The sequence below is a fragment of the Streptomyces sp. NPDC059832 genome, assembly GCF_042731715.1.
GTDB lineage: Bacteria > Actinomycetota > Actinomycetes > Streptomycetales > Streptomycetaceae > Streptomyces.
The window spans coordinates 476,027-491,168 of sequence record NZ_JBHWIY010000002.1; the positions used below are offsets into that span (position 1 = coordinate 476,027).

Genomic DNA, 15,142 nt, shown 5'->3' on the forward strand with positions numbered 1-15,142 from the left:
GTTCGGTAGGCGAGACGTGGGGGACGTGGGGATGTGGGGACGTGGGGGGACGTGCGCGGACAGTCTGGGCACGCACCCCGCCGACGGGGAACCAGTGTCCGCCATACGGGCACGATGCTCACACAAGGTGCACACCCGGACACAGCGGGGCGATGGCCGGGTCGCGGCCGGCTCGGCGTCCGGTCGACCGCCGGTCGATCCCGGGTGGAATTGGCGGGACCCTACAGTCCTTCCCGGTGGTCGCGTCCAGCCGGATCCGAGCCACTCCGCCCCCACCTCAGTGACAAGCATCACGCCCCCGCGTGATTGCGCACCGTCCTTTGTGTGAACCCCACCAACGCCTCGGTCATCGCTTTGTGGGCCACTGATGGTGATCGGGCGTTAACCCGTGGGCTAACGTCGGGCTCAGTCTGTCCCCACCTGCCCTCACCCCGCGGAGTCCCGATGAGCACTGCTGCCGCCGCCCCTGCCCGCACCGGAGCGGTCCTCGCCGACCTGCTGCCCGCCGCCAGGCACCGTTACGCCGTCGACACGGCCCTGGTCCTCGGCGGCGCCGCGCTCACCGGCATCGCCGCCCAGATCGCCGTGCCGGTCCCCGGCTCCCCGGTCCCGGTCACCGGCCAGACCTTCGCCGCGCTCCTCGTCGGCACCGCGCTCGGCGCCCGCCGCGGCTTCCTCTCCCTCGCGGTGTACGCGCTGGTGGGCATGGCGGGCATGCCGTGGTTCTCCGAGGGCACCTCCGGCATGGGCTTCCCCTCGTTCGGCTATGTCCTCGGCATGCTGCTCGCCGCCTCCGTGGTCGGCGGCCTCGCCCGCCGCGGCGGCGACCGCTCCGTGCTGCGCACCGCGGGCACGATGGTGCTGGGCTCCGCGATCATCTACGCGGTCGGCGTCCCGTACCTGGCGCTGGCCACCGGCATGTCGGCGAGCGCCGCCATCGCGGCCGGCCTGGTGCCGTTCCTGCTCGGCGACGCGCTGAAGGCGGCGCTGGCCATGGGCGCGCTGCCCGCGGCCTGGAAGCTCATCGGCCGCCGGGGCTGATGCCGTAACTCCCCCTGAAGAGGCTCGCCGGGTCGTGACGCGACACCAGACCGGCGAGCCTCTGCTGTGTCCGCGTGTCGTGGAAGCCCTCGGTCCGGTCCCCGCCGCCGAAGGAGAAGTTCAGCGAACGGCCCAGGGCGACCGGGGCGAGCACCTCGGCCACCTCCGCGTACAGGGCCCGTACCGAGGCCACGTCCGTACCGTCGAGCGGTGAGAGCAGCCGCACCAGGAACCCGGCCTCGCGGTACGGCACCGCGTTGTCGACGGCGGGCCGCGCGGCGAGCGCGCCGCCCAGGTGGTTGATCTGGACCACGGTCATCATCGGGGCCTTCGGCCCGGTCAGCTCCAGCACGCGCCCGGCGCGGTCCTCGTCCAGGCCGCCGAGCACCACGCTGTCGCCGTAGTAGGCGTGCGGGAACGGCGGGTCGCTGTGGATGGTGTGGCTGTCGGTGTACGGCATCTCCCGCAGCGAATCCGCGAGCGCGGGCCCGATCGCCCGCAGCGGCGCGACCAGCCGCTCGCCCTCGGCCGCGCTGCCGGTGTACGCGACCCGTACCGAGATCACGTACCGCCCCCGCAGCGGCTCCGGCAGCTGCGGGACGTCGGGGTACCGGATCGCCGCCAGCGAGGACGTCAGCGTGTCGGGCACGGCCCCGGCCCACTCCAGATAGCGGCCGACCACCTCGGCGGCGCTCGTCCCGGCCGCCTCCCCGTCGAAGGCGACCGAGCCGCCGTACAGCCGCCCGGCCCGGACCAGGCCGATCTCCATGCCGGTCACCACGCCGAGCCGGTGGCCGCCGCCGCGCAGCGCCCAGAAGAGATCGGGCTCGCTGTCCGGGGAGACATGGCGCACCGCCCCGTCGGCCGTCACCACGTCGAGCGCGTGCACATGGTCGGCCGCGTAGCCGAACTCCCTGGCCAGCACGCCCAGCCCGCCCCCGAGGGTGTAGGAGACCGCGCCGACCGACGGGGACGAACCGTTCAGCGGGGCGAGCCCGTGCGGTGCGGCGGCCTCGATCACCTGTCCCCAGGTGGCGCCCGCGCCGATCCGCGCGGTGCGGCGGACCGGGTCGACCTCGACGGAGTCCATCCGGCGGGTGCTGATCAGGACCCCGCCCTCGACCGCCCCGGGCAGCCCGTGGCCGGTGGCGTGGACGTGGACCGGCAGTCCGCGCGCGGCGGCGCCGGCCACGGCGGTGCGTACGTCGTCGGCGTGGGCGGCCTCGACGACGAGGTCGGGCCGGACCGCGAAACCGGTCTGGAAGCCGGCGGGGGCGGTGGTGGTCATGGAAAGGCTCTCCGATCGCTCGCTCGGTGGCGTTGCGAGGGAGAGCCTTTCCGCTATACCTGACAAGGTCCGTCAGGTATTGGCAGGCGTTTCCACGGCCGTGCGGTTCTTGCGGTTCCTGGCCTCACGGACCAGCGAGATCGCCACCACCAGCGCCGCGACCAGCAGCGAGAGCAGTACCTGCTGACGTCCGTCGTCGTCGGTCAGCATGTAGACCAGGACGAACGAGATCATCGCGATGGTCGCCCAGGTCAGATACGGGAAGAGCCACATCCGTACGACCAGCTTCTCCGGCGACTCGCGCAGGATCATGCCGCGCATCCGCAGCTGGGTGAAGCAGATGACCAGCCAGACGAACAGGGCGACCGCACCGGAGGAGTTCAGCAGGAACTGGAAGACGGTGTCGGGCCACTGGTAGTTGAAGAACACGGCGACGAAGCCGAAGACGACCGAGGACAGGATGGCGGCCTGCGGCACGCCCCGCTTGTTCGTCCGGGCGAAGGCCTTCGGCGCGTCCCCGCGCCCGCCCAGCGAGAAGGCCATTCGCGAGGCGGTGTAGAGACCGGAGTTCAGGCACGACAGCACGGCGGTGAGGACGATGACGTTCATGACCTGGCCGGCGTGCGGGATGCCGATGGAGTTGAGGGCGGCGACATAGCTGCCGTCCTTCACGATCGACTTGTCGTTCCACGGCAGCAGGGTGAGCACGATGAAGATCGAGCCCAGGTAGAAGACGGCGATCCGCCAGATCACGCTGTTGGTGGCCTTCTGGACGGCGCGCTGCGGGTTCTCGGACTCACCGGCGGCGAGGGTGACGATCTCGCTGCCCATGAAGGAGAAGACGACCATGAGCACACCGGTGAGGATCGCGCCCGGCCCCTCGGGGAAGAACCCGCCGGTGTCGGTGAGGTGCGCGAAGCCCGCGCCGGGGTTGTCCGAGCCGGGCAGCACCCCGAAGACGGCGAGCAGTCCGACGACCACGAAGGCGCCGATCGCCACGACCTTGATCCCGGCGAACCAGAACTCGAACTCGCCGTACGACCCGACCGAGACCAGGTTCGTCGCGGTCAGCACCACCATCACGATCAGCGCCCACGCCCACTGCGGGACGCCCGGCACCCAGCCCTCCAGGATCTTGGCACCCGCCGTGGCCTCGACGGCGAGCACCACGACCCAGAAGAACCAGTACAGCCAGCCGATCGAGAAACCGGCCCAGCGGCCCAGCGCCTGGTCGGCGTAGGCGGAGAAGGAGCCCGAGCTGGGGCGGGCCGCGGCCATCTCGCCGAGCATCCGCATCACGAAGACGACCATCAGGCCGACCAGGGCGTACGAGAGCAGGATGGCCGGTCCCGCGGCGGCGATACCGGCGCCGGAGCCCACGAAGAGGCCCGCGCCGATCACCCCTCCGATGGCGATCATCGAGAGGTGCCGGTTCTTGAGGCCCGCCTGGAGACCGTCGGAGGAGTGGGGGGAGTCCGGGGTGCCCGGCCCGTTCGACCGGTCCGGCTCGCCGGGCCGGTGGCCCGGCCCGGCCGTAGTCGTCTGCGACGTCATGGATCGAATCCTTACGTTCTCGGAGTCACGCGATGCGTGTCCGGCCGCCGAAGTGGGGTGCGGCAGCGAGTGATGCATTGAAGCCCGGCGGAACAGAAAAGCGGAACCCTTTCCTCCGAATCGTTGACCAAATCGTTGCCCGGACCGTTGCCCGGGTGGCCTTGCTCACACGGCGTCCGCGCATCGTGATCGCACGAGGCCCGCCGCAGGTCCCCGGCGGACCGGCCGGAACGTTCCGACCCCGATGGCGGCTACCCCGCGTCGCACGTGCCACACTCGGAACATGCGCGTGTACCTCGGCTCGGACCATGCCGGCTATGAACTCAAGAACCACCTCGTCGAGTGGCTCACGGCCCAGGGCCACGAGGCCGTCGACTGCGGCCCCCACATCTACGACGCCCAGGACGACTACCCGCCGTTCTGCCTGCGTGCCGCCGAGCGGACCGCCGCGGACCCGGACAGCCTCGGCATCGTGATCGGCGGCTCCGGCAACGGCGAGCAGATCGCCGCCAACAAGGTCAAGGGTGTCCGCGCCGCACTGGCCTGGAGCGAGCAGACCGCCGCCCTGGGCCGCGAGCACAACAACGCCAACGTGGTCGCCATCGGTGGCCGGATGCACTCGGTGGAGGAGTCCACCAAGTTCGTCGAGATCTTCCTCGCCACCCCGTACTCCAACGAGGAGCGTCACACCCGTCGCATCGAGATGCTGACGGCGTACGAGACGACCGGCGAGCTCCCCCCGATCCCGGCCCACCACCCGCAGCAGGGCTGACCGGTCCCACCCCTGTGCCGCCGGTGCTCCCGGCGGCACAGCCATTTCCCCGCGTCCCCGCGTCCCCGCGTCCCTACGTCACCGAGGAGAGCCGCCGCCGTGCCCGAGGGACATACGATCCACCGCCTCGCGGCGGACCACCGGGACAGGTTCGCCGGGCGGCCGGTGCGGGTGAGCAGCCCGCAGGGCAAGTTCTCCGCCGGCGCCGCACTGCTCGACGGCCGGCCCCTCACCGGCGTCGACGCCCACGGCAAGCACCTCTTCCTCGGCTTCGGGGGCACCGGCTGGGTCCACATCCACCTGGGCCTGTTCGGCAAGCTCGGATTCGGTACGGTCCCGGCCCCGCCGCCCACCGACACGGTCCGGCTGCGCCTGCTGAACGAGGAGCACCACGCGGATCTGCGCGGTCCGACGGCCTGCGCGCTGCTCACCGATCCGGAGAAGCGCGCGATACACGACCGTCTCGGACCGGACCCGCTGCGGACCGACGAGGACGGCGAGCGGGCCTGGCTGCGGATCTCGCGCAGCCGGATCACCGTCGCGGCCCTGCTGATGGACCAGAAGGTCATCTCGGGGGTCGGCAACGTCTACCGCGCGGAGGTGCTGTTCCGGCACGGGATCGACCCGTACCGCCTCGGCAGGGACCTCACCCGCGCGCAGTGGGACGCGATCTGGGCGGACCTGGTGGCGCTGATGCGCGAGGGCGTGCGGAACAACCGGATCGACACGGTCCGCCCCGAGCACCTGCCGGAGGCGATGGGGCGCCCGCCGCGGGTCGACGACCACGGCGGCGAGGTCTACGTGTACCGCCGGGCCCGCCAGTCCTGCCACATCTGCGGCGGCGAGATCCGCACCGCCGACCTCGCCGCCCGCAATCTCTTCTGGTGCCCGGGGTGCCAGAAGTCCTAGGGATTCCCTAGAACCCCCGGGGCAGCCACGGGGCCGTGTCCGACAAGAACGCCGACGACGTCTCCGCCAGCGCGCCCGCCCGCAGCTCCCGTACCCGCCCGGCCAGACCCAGCGAGCTCAGTGACTCGCCGCCCAGATACGCGGAGCCCAACTCCCGTACCGAGAGCGCGAGATCGGCCGGGTCGTCGGTGCGCCGACACGACGCGACGCCCTTCTCGTCGGCCGTGAGCCGCCAACGTCCCGCGTTCCAGGGGCAGAACGCGTCCTCCACCTCGAACACCACGTCCAGCGGGCCCCGGTACGTCCGGGCCTCCAGCGCCGCCCCCAGCTCCACCAGACGCACATGGAGCGAATCGCGGACCCGGATGTTGCACCGCCGTACGTCCGACACCAGGTGCAGCACCGCGTCGTCGACCGGGCGGTTGCGGGCCACGATCGTCGTCATCAGGTCGATGTCGAAGACGAACCGCCACAGCGCCGCGTACGCCGCCGGGTCCAGCGCGGCCAGGTCGTTGACCACGACGGTGCCCTTGGGGCCGGCCGGCTCCCACTCCGGCTTGATGTGGTACGTCACAGTGCCGACGATCTTCCCGTCCCGCTCCGCCAGCACGCACTGCTGCGCCGAGGAGCCCTGCCGGTTGGCGACCGGGTCGACCATGGGCTTGCGCTCCCAGCCGGGCGCGTGGGCCGGGACGCCGGGACGGCCGGAGACCAGCTGCTCGTACACGCTCTCGCACGCCGCCATCGCCTCGTCCGGCTTCGCGTGGCGCAGCCGCACCTCGTCCGTGCCCGGCGGCACGTCCAGCCGGATCCGGTCCTTCTCGATCGTCAGGGACATCTGCCGCGAGGCGGCGCCGTAGCCGAACCGGCCGTAGATCACCGGTTCCGAGGCCGTCAGTACGGCGAACGGCTCGCCCAGCGCGCGGATGTCGTCCAGCTGCCGGCGCATCATCGAGGTCAGCAGCCCGCGCCTGCGGTGCGTGGAGGCGACGCTCACCATGGTGATCCCGGCGGCGGGCACCAGAGCCCCGCCCGGCACCGCGACCCGGAAGCTGAACGCCCCCGCCGTGCCGACCACGTCGTCACCGTCCCAGATACCGAGCGACCGCTCGGGCTCGGTCAGCTGCTCCAACAGCTCGCGCTCCTCGGGAGTCTCCGGGTCCCCGCCGAACGCCAGCTCCAGACACCCGAACCATTGGTTCCATTCGGACGGACGCAGTACACGAAGCTCAGTAGTCATGGGCCATGCCTACCAGGGGGCACGGCGGCGGGGCGACCCGATTTCGAACGCATTGTCACGGGGTCCCCCTGCACCTCGGGCCGCCGGGTAGATAGGGTCCCGGCAATGGCCCGTCGCGCAGGAGCAGACACGTACCCGGCCCGATTGCGGAAATCGGCGCACCGGGCACGCATCGCGCTGCGCAAGTCCGGTGTCGACTACTTCCGCGGCGACGGCTCCGACTGGATCGCGCTGGTCGGCCTGCTGCTGACCGTTCCCGCCATCACCTGCGCCACGCTGTTCGATCCGATGTGGTGTTCACCGGCCGCACTCGTCCTGCCGATCGTCGCGGGCGGCCTGCTGCTGCGCCCGGCCAGTCTGCTGGGCCTGTACGCGACCGCCGCCACGGCCCTGATCGTGGAGTCGATCGGACTGGGCCCGTACGACGACGGTCCGGCCCGGGTGACACCGGGAATCGTCCTGGTGGTCGCGGCCTGCGGCTTCTTCGGGCTGGTCCTCGCCCAGTTCCGGGCCCGGGTCGGTGTGCCGTGGCGGCGCGGCGGCACCATGCTCTTCGACCTGCGCGAACGCATCCGGGTGCAGAGCGCCCTGCCCAGACTGCCCCAGGGCTGGCACCGCGAGATGGCGCTGCGCCCGGCGGGCGGGCAGTCCTTCTCCGGGGACTTCGTCGTCGCCGCCCGCACCAACGGCGGACGGACCCTGGAAGCCGTGCTCACCGATGTCTCCGGCAAGGGCATGGACGCGGGCTCCCGCGCCCTCCTGCTGTCCGGGGCCTTCGGCGGTCTGCTCGGCTCGCTGCCCCCGCACGGCTTCCTGCCGGCGGCCAACGGCTATCTGCTGCGCCAGGACTGGGACGAGGGGTTCGCCACCTCGATCCATCTGGTCCTGGACCTCGAATCGGGCGATTACGAACTCCTGTCGGCCGGGCACCCGCCCGCCCTCCAGCTCCACTCGGGCAGCGGTCAGTGGGAGGAGAAGGCGGCCGAGGGGCCGCTGCTGGGGGTGTACGACGGGGCGCAGTTCGACGCCGTGAAGGGCTCGCTGGCCCCCGGCGACGTGCTGATGCTGTTCACGGACGGCCTGGTCGAGGCATCGGACCGCGATATCGCGGAGGGCATCGACCGGTTGACCGGTGAGGCCGACCGCTATGTCGCCACCGGGTTCGAGGGCGCGGCCTGGCATCTGATCGAGGCGTGCGCCAAGGACGTCAACGACGACCGGGCGCTGCTGCTGTTGTCGCGCAGATCCTGAACCGTACGCAGATGGTGTCGCGCGGATCCTGAACCGTACGCAAACGGCCCGAACCGGGCGCGGGTCAACGGTGATCGGCCCATCACCGGAACGTGGACACCGGTATGTCCGGGTACGGGGACGGCGAGGCCCGTCCCCGTGCCCGGAACACCGTGGGCGTCGCCTCAGGCCGGGACCGCGAGTTTCCCGGCACCGTCGTCGCTGTCGCTGTCCTCGCCCCGGCCCCGCCCGCCCGGCAGGATGCGGGCCAGCCAGTGCGAGCGCCCGGCCGCCAGCGGTGCGAGGACCGCGAGGAGGAGCACATAGCCCGCGATGAACGGGGAGAGCCGCTCGTCCAGCCCCGCGGCCGCCGCCATCGTCGCGAGGATCAGGGCGAACTCGCCGCGCGCCACCAGGGTGGTGGAGATGTTCGCCGTGGCCTGCGGGCCGAACGCGTACACCTTCGCGGCGGCGAGCCCGGCGAAGACGTTCATGGCCAGGGTCACCGCGACGGCGGCCAGCACCGGCCACAGCACGGTCGGCAGATCGCCCGGGTCGATGGAGAGCCCGAAGGCGAAGAAGAAGATCGCGCCGAAGGCGTCCCGCAGCGGGTGGACCAGCTTGAGGATGCGCTCGCCGGAGGTCGTGCTGCCGAGCATCAGGCCGACCATGAACGCGCCGATCGCGTCCGCGACCCCGAACCACTCCGAGACGCCCGCCATGAAGACCGCGGCGCCGAGGAAGGAGATGACGAGGAGTTCGTCGTCACGGGTGTTGATCAGCTTGCCGATGACCCGGGTGCCGAAGCGGGCGGCCAGCGCGAGCAGCAGCAGGAAGCCGAAGGCCTTGCCGCCGTCGACCGCCGCGGCGGACAGGCTGTCGGCGCCCGACAGGATGGGCTGGAGCGCGGCCAGGTAGAGGGCGAGGAAGACGTCCTCGACCACGATGATGCCGAGGATCGGCTTGGTCTCCGGATTGCCGATACGGCCCAGGTCGACCAGGACCTTGGTGACGATGGCCGACGACGAGATGCCGAGCACACCGGCGAGGACGAGTGCTTCCGACGTGCCCCAGCCGAGCGCGAAGCCGAAGCCGAGCCCGGCGCCGACGTTCAGGGCGAGATAGGTGCCGCCGGCGATGGCCATCTTGCGGCCGCCGGTCTTGAGGTCGTCGAGGTGGAATTCGAGACCGAGGTAGAAGAGCAGCAGCACCAGGCCGAGTGCGGAGAGCATCTCCAGCTCGTGCGGATCGGCGACGAGCACGATGCCGGGTGTGTGCGGGCCGAGCAGGATTCCGGCCAGGATGAACAGGGGGATGGTCGGCAGTCCGATGCGGCTGCCCACGCGGGCGAGAACGGCGGCGGCGAGGAAGGCGCCGCCCATGGCGATGAGCGTGTCTGCGTGTCCGATGGGCCCGATCCTTCGTTAGGTCAAGAGAGCGTCAAGGAAGCGTCAGTAATTAGTTTACCGAACGATTGACGTTGCAACTGTCTCCCCTCGGGAAAACGTCGGGAGAACGCTGGGAACGCCTCGGGAACCCTCGCGAATCCGCCGGGATTCCCTCGCGAATCCGCCGGGAGAACGTCGGTGTTCCGTCCGCCGGGGTCCGCTTCCCCCCGATGGGACCTGGGGTTTCCCCCACCCCCGATCCGCCAGCAGCCGCCATGTTCCGGACCCGCCCCCGATCCGTAGGTTCGAGTCGTGGTCGAAGAAGCGGCCGATGAGCGACGGAAGGCGGACATCATGGGGCTGCGACGCACCAGGCAGCGCGCGCAGGACGGGCAGTACACGACGGACATCCACCAGGGGTCCGGGCCCTCGGACCTCGCCGTCGAACTGCGCGGCGTCCGCAGGCAGTACGGCCGGGGCGGCTCCGCCGTCCACGCGCTGCGGGGCATCGACCTCGCCCTCCCGCGCTCCAGCTTCACCGCCGTCATGGGACCGTCCGGCTCCGGGAAGTCGACCTTCCTCCAGTGCGCGGCCGGACTCGACCGCCCCACCGAGGGCTCCGTACGCCTCGGCGGCACCGAGATCACCGGCATGAGCGAGAACCGGCTCACCGAACTGCGCCGCACCCGCCTCGGCTTCGTCTTCCAGGCCTTCAACCTGCTGCCGTCCCTGACGGTCGAGCAGAACGTCGTCCTGCCCATGCGCCTGGCCGGACAGCGCACCGGCTCCGCCCGCAGCCGCCGCGAAGCCACCGAGATGCTCACCCGGGTCGGCCTCGGCGACAAGGGAGACCGCCGCCCCGGCCAGCTCTCCGGCGGCCAGCAGCAGCGCGTCGCCGTCGCCCGCGCCCTGGTCACCCGGCCCGATGTGATCTTCGCCGACGAGCCGACCGGCGCCCTCGACACCACCACCGCCGCCGAGATCCTCGCCCTGCTCCGCAACGCGGTGGACAGCCTCGGCGCCACCGTCGTCATGGTCACCCACGACCCGGCCGCCGCCGCCTACGCCGACCAGGTGCTCTTCCTCGCCGACGGCGCCATCGCGGACAGCCTGCCGCGCGCCGGCGCCGCACAGATCGCCGCCCGGATGACCGCGCTGACCGCGCGCACCGCCCCCGCCCACGCAGGAGCAGCAGCCTGATGTCCATCCTGCACGCCCCGAACGGCCTCGCCCGCGCGGCCGTCCGCTTCAAACCCTCGTCGTTCATCGGGACCTTCGTCGCGCTCCTGCTGGCCGCGGCCGTCGTCTCCGCCTGCGGCATCCTGACGGAGTCCGGCCTGCGCGCCTCCGTACCCGCGGACCGCTACGCGAAGGCCCCCGTGGTGGTCGCCGCCGACCAGAAGATCCATCTGAAGTCCGGCAGCGGCGACAGCACGGAGGAGACCGACGTACTGATCCCGGACACCGCGCGGCTGCCCGAATCCCTGGTGGCGAAGGCCGCCTCGGCCCCCGGCGCGGCCACCGCGATCGGGGACGTCGGCTACGCGGTACGACAGGACGGCACCCCCCTCACCGCGCACGGCTGGGGCTCCACCGCCCTCACCGGTACGCGGCTGGTCACCGGGGACGCGCCCGGGGCCGGCGAGGTCGTCGTCCCGGCCGGCGCCAAGAGCCGGGTCGGCGACACCGTGGTCCTCGACACGCCCGCGGGCGTACGGGAGTTCCAGGTGTCGGGCACCACCGCCGCCGACGCCACCGTCTGGTTCGCCGACCGGCAGGCCGTACAGCTCTCCGGCCACCCCGGCCGGGTCGACGCCATCGCCGTGCTCGCCGACCGGGGCACCGCCACCGGCACCCTCGCCGACCAGGTCCGTGAGGCCGTCGGCCACACCGCCACCGCCCGGGTGCACACCGGTGACGACCGGGGCGCCGTCGAGACCCCGGCCCTCGCGAGCACCAAGGACCTTCTTCTCGGACTCGGCCTCTCCTTCGGCGGCGTCGCGACTCTGGTCGCCGTCTTCACCGCCGCCGGCACGGTCGCCCTCTCCGTGGGCCAGCGCAGCCGGGAGTTCGCCCTGCTGCGCGCCATCGGGGCCACCCCGCGCCAGCTGCGCCGCAGCATCGCCACGGAGTCCCTGCTCGTCGCCCCGCTCGCCGGAGCGCTCGGCTGCCTGCCCGGAACCGCCCTGGCCACGTGGTGGTTCGGACAGCTCCAGGACCGGGGAGCGGTCCTCGACAGCGTCGCCCTGCACGTCTCCTGGCTGCCGTTGGCCATCGCGGCGGCCACCACCATGCTCACCGCGCTGGGCGCCGGCTACCTCGCCGCGCGGCGCCCAGCCAAGCTGAAGCCGGGACTCGCCCTGGCCCAGACGGCCGTGGAGCGTGCCCCGTTCGGTGTGATCCGCACCCCGCTCGGCATCGCCGCCCTCGTCGGCGGTGTGGTCCTCGCCGGAGTCGCGGCCTCCACGTCCGGCGGCGACTCGGCGAACGCCGCCCTGGGCGTAGTCATGCTCTTCATGGTCGCGGTCGGGCTGCTCGGCCCGGTGATCGCCCGGATCTGCGCCGCCGTCATCGGCCTCCCGCTGCGCGCCGCCGGCGCGTCGGGCTCGCTGGCCGCCGCCAACTCCCGTACCAACTCCCGCCGGCTGGCCTCCGCGATCACCCCGATCGTGCTCGCCATGGCCTTCTCGTCGACGCTCGTCTTCATGCAGACCAGCCAGGAGCGGGTGACCGCACACCAGCAGCGCGACGCGATCACCGCCGACCACATCGTCTCCGCCCCGGCGGGACTCGGCTCCGACGCGACCGGACGGGCCGCCGCCACCCCCGGTGTCTCCACCGCGGTCGGACTGCTCCGCGGCTCCGTCCTGGTGCCGGGCGGCGACGGCCCGGTGCTGCAGAGCGCCTCCGCGCAGGGCGTCATCGGCTCCGGCAAGGAGCTCGCCAGGGTCCAGGACCTCGACGTCAGGACCGGCTCCCTCACCGGCCTGCGGCCCGGAACCGTCGCCGTCGACACCACGCTCGCCGACACGGCGGACGTGCGTACGGGCGACCGGCTCGCCCTGCGGCTGCCGGACGGCACCAAGGCGAACCCGAAGGTCGTCGCGGTCTACGGACGCGGCCTCGGCACCAGCCTCGTCACGCTCCCCGCAGCCGACCTGAAGACCCATATGACCTCGCCGTACGCCACCGACATCCTGGTACGGGCCACCCCCGCCGCCGCACAGGAGCTCACCGCGCTCGGCACCGTCACCGACTCCTCCGGCTACGCCGCGGCACAGGACAAGGACCGCGAGCTGAACGCCTGGGCCAACACCGTCATGGCCGCGGTACTCGGCGGATTCGCCGCAATCGCCGCCATCAACACCCTGGTGATGACCGTCCTCGACCGCCGCCGCGAACTGACCATGCTGCGCCTGGTCGGCTCCACCCGCAGTCAGGTCATGGGCATGATCCGATGGGAGGCGCTGCTGGTCACGGTGGCCGGCGTCGCGCTCGGCACCGGCATCGCGATGGCCACGCTCTTCCCGATGATGAAGGGCCTGACCGGCGAGTCGCCGTACATCCCGCCGGTCCTGTACGGGAGCTTCGTCGCCGCGACCGTCGGCCTCGGCCTCCTCGCCATGGTGGTCCCGGCCCGAGCGGCCCTGCGCGGAACGGCCGCCCGTCCGTAGAGTCGGGCCATGACCGCGCCACACGCACACCTGACCCTGGCCGAAGTAGAGGCCATCGCCCGTGAGGCCCACGCCCAGCAGCGGGACAAAGCGGGACGCCCGTACACCGAACACCTCGCCGCCGTCGCCGAGGGGGTACGGAGCAGGGGCGGCAGCGACGAACAGATCGCCGCGGCCTGGCTGCACGACGCGGTCGAGGACGACGCGCTGCCGGCGCGGTGGCTGGCCGATGCCGCGCTGCCGCAGCAGGTGAAGGACATGGTCCTCGCCGTCACCAAACGTGACGGCGAGGACCTCCGTTCGTACACCCGGCGCATCCTGGACACCCCGGGTGCGCTGCTGATCAAGGAGTCCGACCTGGCACACAACGCGGACCCGGCCCGCCTCGCCGTGCTGGAACCGGCGACCCGTACCCGGCTGACCGAGAAGTATGCGCTGGTACGGGGGCTGCTGGGTCTCACCCCGGGCGAATCGCCCGCCGAGCAATCGGTTCAAGCCAACACGGCGAAGGACTGATCCACTCGGCCGCTCGGCTCAGAGCCTGGCCGAGTCCCGCCGGAACGCCCAGTCCATGTCGGGCTCGGTCACCGGGCGCAGCACCCGCCGCACCGGCGGCGTGCACATCAGCGTCACGGCGACGGCCGCGACCAGGGAGACGAGGACCAGGCCGACGGGCGCCGAGAGCCAGTCGTAGAGGTCGAACACCCCGGCGTATCCGGCTCCCTTGATCAGGAAGCCGTGCAGCAGATAGCCGCAGATCGTCCCGGCGCCGAGCACCGTGAACCACATGTGGCGGCGCGGCACCCAGGACAGGAACCCGATGGTGAGCAGCAGCGCGCAGCCGAACATCGCCAGCGTCATCACGGCACCGGACCACCACGGGGCGCCCATCTCCTGCGCGCTGTTGCTGCGGTAGAACCAGCCCAACTGCATCCGTGGCGCCGCCCAGTACGCGAACACCAGGGCCCCGGCGAACAGCGGGAGCGCGAGCAACCGCACCTCGCGCCGGCGCACCAGCTGGAAGTGCTCGGGCCGCAGCCGGAGCCCCAGCACGAAGAACGGCAGGAACTGCAGAACCCGCTGGAGATCGAGATCGTCGCCGATCGCCGGGGAGAAGGAGGCGAGCACGGCGATGACGAGCGCGACCGCCAGCGGATGGCGCAGCGCCTGCCACAGCGGCGTGGTGATCCGCCAGATGAACAGCGCGATCAGGAACCAGGTGAGGTACCAGGGGTCGAGCAGGGTGATCGACAGATCGGCCTGGTCGTCCGCGTACCGCTTGAACAGCGAATACGCCGTCTCGAACACCACATAGGGCACGGCGACGCCGGTGACCAGGCGCTTCACCTTGGCGGCGGACATGTCGAACGAGCGGGAGAAGTAGCCGGAGACGATGATGAACGCCGGCATGTGAAAGGTGTACGCCACCATGTACAGCGCACGGGCGGTCCGGCTGCCGTCCATCACCGGTTCCCACGAGTGCGCCACCGCGACGAGCACGATGGCCAGATATTTGGCGTTGTCGAAGTAGGCGTCACGCCTCTTCGCCGGTGCGGTCGCCGGAGGCTTGTTCGCCACCGGTGCGGGAGGTGCCGCGGTGGTGCTCGTCCCTCGGGGTCTGGGCTCCGACTCCCGGGTCGCCGATGGGAGCGGGGCCCTCTGAAATACGTTCGGAGCGTGGAACATCTCATGCACCTTAGACGCCTCGATTGGAATTCGTAAAACCGCTCAGGGATATCGCGTGTTCCCGACCAATCGAAAGTGAAACCACCGGCAACCGCCCGCTATGCACCGATTCATCCACCTTAAATGGTGCATATCGGCAGGCTGTTGAGGGGCGTGAATTTCATCGCACTTGAACCTTGGAATTGCATGTGAATGAAGTGTGTGGATATGGAAACCGTCACATTCGCACGTCATTGCGATTGATGGATTCACAGTTCACTCACAGGTGTGAGGGGCGTTGACCGGGCCCCGTGCGACCCCTCGTGCGGCCGTGCGCCCCAGGCGCGCGCGGGGCGCAAGGATGGCGCGATCCCGTCAGTT

12 protein-coding genes are annotated in these 15,142 nt (G+C 71.4%); 7 read left to right on the forward strand and 5 right to left on the reverse strand.

What is annotated here, in order from left to right; all coding sequences use genetic code 11:
• Positions 1–444: 444 nt before the first annotated feature.
• The gene (locus ACFV8T_RS04520; RefSeq protein ID WP_124717707.1) at positions 445–1,041 is read left to right on the forward strand and encodes a biotin transporter BioY; all 597 of its coding nucleotides are present in this window, start codon (positions 445–447) and stop codon (positions 1,039–1,041) included.
• On the opposite strand, the gene ACFV8T_RS04525 is transcribed toward ACFV8T_RS04520, so the two are convergent.
• Complete coding sequence (locus tag ACFV8T_RS04525; protein WP_385324455.1) at positions 1,022–2,329, reverse strand: FAD-binding oxidoreductase; 1,308 nt, start codon at positions 2,327–2,329, stop codon at positions 1,022–1,024. The genes ACFV8T_RS04520 and ACFV8T_RS04525 overlap by 20 nt on opposite strands.
• Before the next feature lie 72 nt (positions 2,330–2,401).
• Positions 2,402–3,883 (reverse strand): amino acid permease, encoded by a 1,482-nt coding sequence (locus ACFV8T_RS04530; protein WP_385324457.1) that lies wholly within the window; start codon positions 3,881–3,883, stop codon positions 2,402–2,404.
• Positions 3,884–4,166: 283 nt separating this feature from the next.
• On the opposite strand from ACFV8T_RS04530, the gene ACFV8T_RS04535 reads away from it, so the two are divergent.
• Positions 4,167–4,655 (forward strand): ribose-5-phosphate isomerase, encoded by a 489-nt coding sequence (locus ACFV8T_RS04535; RefSeq protein ID WP_072483643.1) that lies wholly within the window; start codon positions 4,167–4,169, stop codon positions 4,653–4,655.
• Positions 4,656–4,754: 99 nt separating this feature from the next.
• Complete coding sequence (locus ACFV8T_RS04540) at positions 4,755–5,564, forward strand: Fpg/Nei family DNA glycosylase (RefSeq protein WP_385324459.1); 810 nt, start codon at positions 4,755–4,757, stop codon at positions 5,562–5,564.
• Positions 5,565–5,571: 7 nt separating this feature from the next.
• Here the strand turns inward: ACFV8T_RS04540 and ACFV8T_RS04545 are convergent, their stop codons facing one another.
• Positions 5,572–6,804: a GNAT family N-acetyltransferase gene (locus tag ACFV8T_RS04545; RefSeq protein WP_385324462.1), complete on the reverse strand. Its 1,233-nt coding sequence runs from the start codon at positions 6,802–6,804 to the stop codon at positions 5,572–5,574.
• Between the two features lie 105 nt (positions 6,805–6,909).
• Here ACFV8T_RS04545 and ACFV8T_RS04550 point away from each other — a divergent pair, with 105 nt between their 5' ends.
• Positions 6,910–8,055, forward strand: a complete 1,146-nt coding sequence (locus ACFV8T_RS04550; protein WP_385324464.1) for a PP2C family protein-serine/threonine phosphatase — start codon at positions 6,910–6,912, stop codon at positions 8,053–8,055.
• Positions 8,056–8,219: 164 nt separating this feature from the next.
• Here the strand turns inward: ACFV8T_RS04550 and ACFV8T_RS04555 are convergent, their stop codons facing one another.
• Positions 8,220–9,416, reverse strand: coding sequence for a cation:proton antiporter (locus ACFV8T_RS04555; protein WP_385324466.1), 1,197 nt, complete (start codon positions 9,414–9,416; stop codon positions 8,220–8,222).
• A gap of 360 nt (positions 9,417–9,776) precedes the next feature.
• Between ACFV8T_RS04555 and ACFV8T_RS04560 the strand changes: the two genes are divergently transcribed.
• From ACFV8T_RS04560 to ACFV8T_RS04570, 3 genes are read left to right on the forward strand one after another with little or no spacing between them, the layout of a single operon-like run.
• A complete protein-coding gene (locus ACFV8T_RS04560; protein WP_385324774.1) occupies positions 9,777–10,622 on the forward strand; it encodes an ABC transporter ATP-binding protein in 846 nt (281 codons plus the stop codon).
• Positions 10,622–13,096 carry an FtsX-like permease family protein gene (locus tag ACFV8T_RS04565; protein WP_385324468.1) on the forward strand — a complete coding sequence of 825 codons (2,475 nt, stop codon included), beginning with the start codon at positions 10,622–10,624 and terminating at the stop codon, positions 13,094–13,096. The genes ACFV8T_RS04560 and ACFV8T_RS04565 overlap by 1 nt, the downstream gene beginning before the upstream one ends.
• A gap of 9 nt (positions 13,097–13,105) precedes the next feature.
• A complete protein-coding gene (locus ACFV8T_RS04570; RefSeq protein ID WP_385324471.1) occupies positions 13,106–13,612 on the forward strand; it encodes an HD domain-containing protein in 507 nt (168 codons plus the stop codon).
• 18 nt (positions 13,613–13,630) lie between these two features.
• Here ACFV8T_RS04570 and ACFV8T_RS04575 read toward each other — a convergent pair whose 3' ends face one another.
• Positions 13,631–14,782 carry an acyltransferase family protein gene (locus ACFV8T_RS04575; RefSeq protein WP_385324472.1) on the reverse strand — a complete coding sequence of 384 codons (1,152 nt, stop codon included), beginning with the start codon at positions 14,780–14,782 and terminating at the stop codon, positions 13,631–13,633.
• Between the last annotated feature and the right edge of the window lie 360 nt (positions 14,783–15,142).